Raw genomic sequence first — 5,021 nt, forward strand, 5'->3', positions numbered from 1 at the left:
GATCATTGGTGTGGATGCCGAACACCTGGGGGCTGATATGATGTGGAAGTACAAGGATCCCCAGACAGGTGAGCTTAGGGCCCATAAAATTGATGAGCGCTATATTAAAAACGTGGAGGAGCGCCTGGGCCTTAAAACCGAAGAACAGCGCGCCTCCTTTAGAAATTCCATTAGAAAGATTTATGGCCAGAAACTGTCTGTGGATGCCAATTATGATTTCATGGACAATCTGGAACTGGTTAAAGCCGTTACCGATGTCCGGCTTAAATCGGACATTGCCGGGGCTGGTTCTTTGATTGGGGCGCTGGCCAACCGGACCAATGAAGAAAATCAAAAACTGTATGACAGAATGATTTACACCATGGATCAGAAGCTTGGGTACTGCCCTACCTGTGCCCAGAAAACCATAGAGTATTTCTGCAGCCAGGAAGATGACAAATAGTGTTACACAGCGAAGGGACAGCGTATGATAACCCTTGATGAATTATTGGAACGGGATCGGCAGCGGGAAGAAGATGGGTTTAAGCGTAAAATCCGTATCGGCCGCATTGTCAAACCAGGTACCGGGGGAAAAGACAAAATTATCGTGGTCCCTACCACCGTGGAGGAGAAGTTTGTCCACGATGAACCTTCCTTTGACCCGGAAACCGGAGAGGGAGAATCTTCCGGCGGTACCGGAGAGGGAGAAGAGGGCGATATCATCGGTGAACAGCCGGTGCGCCCGGACCAGGGAGAGGGCCAGGGGGAAGGAGAGGGCGCCGGCGAAGGAGAAGGCCAGGGTGGCGAGCATGAGTTCGAATCCAGTGCCTACGAACTGGGCAAAGTACTGTCCCAGGACTTCCAGCTTCCCAACCTCCAGGACAAAGGCAAAAGGCGTGCCTTATCCCGCTATATCTATGACCTGACAGATAAAAACCGGGGAATGGGCCAGATTCTGGATAAAAAAGCGACGCTAAAGCAGATTGTCCAGACCAATATTGCCCTTGGCACGATTCCGGATGTCAACGATATAGACCCGGGCCGGTTTATTGTCTCCCCCCGGGATCTTGTTTACAGGATTCTGTCCAGGGAAAAAGAGTATGAATCCCAGGCACTGGTCTTTTTCCTGAGGGATTATTCAGGTTCCATGGGCGGCAAGGTCACCGAGGCGGTGGTTTCCCAGCATGTGATGCTCTATTCATGGCTTCTGTATCAATATGACAGACAGGTGGAAACCCGTTTTATTCTCCATGACACCCAGGCAAGGGAGGTGCAGGATTTTTATAAATACCACTCTTATAAGGTGGCCGGAGGCACCAAGGTTTACACCGCTTTTGAGCTGGTGAATAAAATCGTGGAGCAGGAGAGCCTGGCCAGAGACTACAATATTTATGTTTTTCATGGCACCGATGGCGATGACTGGGATAAGGATGGCGTCAACACCCTCGAACAAATAGAAAAAATGTTGCGCTATGCTGCCCGGATAGGTATCTCCATTGTAGAGCATTCCTATGTGGGGACAGCCCAGACCGAAGTTGAAAAATATTTAAGAAAATCCGGCATACTTGAAAAATATAAGCACCATATCAAACTGGATGTCATGAATGAGGATGTGGATGATTCCAGAATTATTCAGGGGATCAAAAATCTGATTTCCTGATAAATAAAGCGCCGGATAAAAAAAGAAAGGCAGGCCCAATGGAACTTGTCAGTCAGCATGTAAAGAAAATCATGGAAGAGTGCAAGGTCAGAGCCAGGGATGAAGGCCTGAAGTTTGATGATGAAACCCTTGAATATATCGTCACTAACCGGGACATGATCGAACTGTCCCCCAAGATCATGATTCCCACCCTATATGATTACTGGGTTCATGATGTCAGGGTTTTGTCAGGCAAGGGCATGTATGAAGCCTATCCTTCCAACCCGTATGAAACCGTTATCAATACCCGGCCGGCCATTTCCTATTATAACGATAATAACCCGGACTGGCTGAATGTAATGATTTTTTATCATGTGCTTGGGCATATTGACTTTTTTCAGAACAATCTCTTTTTTACAAATACCTGGGATATTGATCTCACAGGCCAGGCCCTGGCGGATAAAAGGTTAATTGCCCAACTCAGAAGCGAGAAAGGCCGGCGCTGGGTGGATTATATTATTGAATTTTCCAGGGGAATGGATAATCTGGTGGGCTATCACAAAGCGCTTGATACGACTTTGAGATCCCGGAACCGGTCCATGCCCAAGTTATCCAGGCAGGATTATTATTTTGATATTTTTCTACAGAAAATCAAGCAGGTGTCTCACAACACCTATTTAAAGGAAATTGCAAGATTCAATCAGTGCAGGGAAAATCTTCCTAAATTTTTTGAACTGGTTCTCTCCCAGTATCCTGAGTTTGAGCAGATGTTTCAAAAAGCGCGAAAAGACAGGGAAAAGCCGGTTTTTGATATCATGGAATACATTATCAGGCATTCTCCGTTTTTACGTGCCCAGGAAAACCAGTGGATGAAGTCCGTGATCCAGATCGTGCGCGACACCTCATTGTATTTCCAGCCCCAGATCCGCACAAAGATTATGAATGAAGGCTGGGCCAGCTACTGGCACGAATATCTGTTCATGAAGGATGAACGAATCCGTGGGCATGAAACGGATTTTGCAAAAGTGAATGCCATGGTAACCGCACTGCCCAAGGTGGGACTCAACCCCTATGCCCTGGGTCTACGCCTTTTTGAACATATTGAAGAGATGCAGAACAGAGGATGCTATTCCTTTGAGTATTTCTGCCTGAAAGATGAGAGAAACAGGCAACACTTTGATAAAGGAAAGAAAAACGGCCATGATTTTATCTTTAAAGTCAGGGAGAACATGAATGATTTCACCTTTATCAACAAATTTGTGGACCAGGATTTTTTAGACCATTACAAGCTGTTTGTCACAGGCAAGCGGTTCAATAGGGAACGTATGAGCTGGCAGTACTATATTAAATCCAAAAAAGTTGACGATTATAAAAATATGGTCATCAACACCCTGTATCATCCGCCGGCGATACATGTGGATGAAGAAAAATCCAAAGACGGATTGCTCTATCTTGTCCATGAATTTGAAGACAAGCCCCTTAAAACAGATTACATTGAAAATACCATGATTGGCATTGAATTTTTATGGGGAGGGCCCGTTTATCTTGAAACCAGCGAACCTGACGGAACAGAACAGGCAAAACCCCCTTACATTAGTTTCCGTGATCTATCCGCAACGGGTTCCGGTACAGCGGGGGATGCGGCGAAATCTGTAAAAATTAGGTGGAAACGGGTATGCTATGTAATGGATAAACGGAAACTGAACAAACGGGAGGCGGCATGACCATGGATACTAATCCCAGTTCTGTGGATTCCAGTGCTGTTGATTCTGTCAGCCAGGCCCTGGACTTTTTAAATCGGAATATCCAGGATTACCAGCGGCATAAACCCGTTTCTTTTCAGACATTTCTGCAGCTTCTCAATGCCAACCCTGCTCAGGTGTTACGAAATATTTTTCAGTCATTTCATGACATGATTAAAAGTCATGTATTTGAATTAGAAGAAAATTCCGAACGTTCGGCTGTAACCAAATATGATACCAGCAAGCTTTTTACGGAAGATGCAGATGCACCGTATTTTCCGGATATGCTGTTTGCCAACCGGTTCATGAAACAGATGGATTATCTGCGTCATGGTGCCCAGCAGAATCGGATTTATGTATTTTACGGTCCCCATGGGTGCGGTAAATCCACTTTTTTAAACAACCTTCTGGAAAAATTTGAGCAGTACGCAAATACCCAGGAAGGATTGCGTTACGAGGTTGTATGGCGCCTGGATGTAAAAATGCTTAAATGCCGTGAAACAACATCTTTAATGATGTCCTCTTTTGAAAAATTGATCCAGTATATTGACGGGGATTCAGCAGAAACCAGGCCGGCTGTGGAACAAAATCCAGTGACCTTTGAAGGACCGGATCCGGAATTTATTGAAATTCCCTGCCTGTGCCATGACAATCCCTTCTTAGTGATACCCAAGGACCAGAGGCGGGCCGTTCTGGACGAACTGATCAAAAACGATGAATTCAAATGGAAGCTCTTTACGGAAAAGCAGTATGAATGGGTATTCAAAGACGAGGTCTGCACCGTGTGCGCGTCCATTTACCAGAGCCTTTTAGAACGCCTGGGCAGCCCTGCCAAGGTGTTTGACATGCTGCATGCCAGGCCCTATTATTTCAACCGCCGCCTGGGCAACGGAATCTCTGTTTTTAACCCCGGTGACAAGCCGTTGCGGCGAAACGTCATCCTCAACCAGATGCTCCAGGGACGCATCAATGCACTGTTCCAGGATTCCAACGTTATTAATTATATTTATTCATCATATGCAAAAGTTCACAACGGTATCTATGCACTGATGGATATTAAATCCCATAATGTCGAGCGCATGGTGGAACTTCACAATATAATTTCAGAAGGGGTTCATAAGGTGGAGGATATCGAAGAACGGGTTGAGGCTTTGTTTTTTGCCCTCATGAATCCCGAGGATAAACAAAATCTTAAAGACTTCCCCTCTTTTGAAGACCGCATCCAGTATATAGACATTCCATATGTTCTTGATGTGAATACAGAAGTTAAAATTTACCTGAACATCTTTGGCCGCCATGTTGAAAACAGCTTTCTGCCCATGGTGCTGGAGAATTTTGCAAGAATCATTATCTGCTCCAGGATCGGCAGAAAATCCACCGCTCTGGAGCAATGGATAAAAGATCCTAAAAAATACCTGAATTTCTGCGATGAGAGTCTTATTCTGCTGATTATGGAGATTTTCAGGGGAAACATTCCTAAATGGCTGGATGACGAGGACATAAAAGCACTTGATAAAAAAATGATGAAAAAAATTCTTGTAGAATCGGAAGAATTTGGGAAACAAGGACTATCCGGTCGCGACGCCATTAAAATTTTTGACCGGTTTTATTCGAATTTTGCTAAGGAAAACAGGCTGATCAGCATGCCTGACCTATGTTCG

Annotated in this window: 3 protein-coding genes and 1 pseudogene; all 4 read left to right on the forward strand. The window is 45.1% G+C overall.

Annotated elements, in window-relative coordinates; all coding sequences use genetic code 11:
• Positions 1–442, forward strand: a pseudogene (locus AB7U36_RS18245) (serine protein kinase PrkA); the annotation flags it as partial.
• 24 nt (positions 443–466) lie between these two features.
• Complete coding sequence (locus tag AB7U36_RS18250) at positions 467–1,639, forward strand: DUF444 family protein (protein ID WP_428161094.1); 1,173 nt, start codon at positions 467–469, stop codon at positions 1,637–1,639.
• Positions 1,640–1,677: 38 nt separating this feature from the next.
• Positions 1,678–3,342: a SpoVR family protein gene (locus tag AB7U36_RS18255; RefSeq protein ID WP_428161095.1), complete on the forward strand. Its 1,665-nt coding sequence runs from the start codon at positions 1,678–1,680 to the stop codon at positions 3,340–3,342.
• On the forward strand, positions 3,339–5,021 hold a 1,683-nt coding region (locus AB7U36_RS18260; RefSeq protein WP_428161096.1), incomplete at its 3' end, for a serine protein kinase PrkA. The genes AB7U36_RS18255 and AB7U36_RS18260, both read left to right, overlap by 4 nt.

The organism is Desulfobacter sp., from assembly GCF_050177295.1.

Bases quoted from the DNA above. Each gene is read 5' to 3' on its own strand.
- AB7U36_RS18250 (WP_428161094.1), top strand. From the start codon at position 467: ATGATAACCCTTGATGAATTATTGGAACGGGATCGGCAGCGGGAAGAA.
- AB7U36_RS18255 (WP_428161095.1), top strand. From the start codon at position 1,678: ATGGAACTTGTCAGTCAGCATGTAAAGAAAATCATGGAAGAGTGCAAG.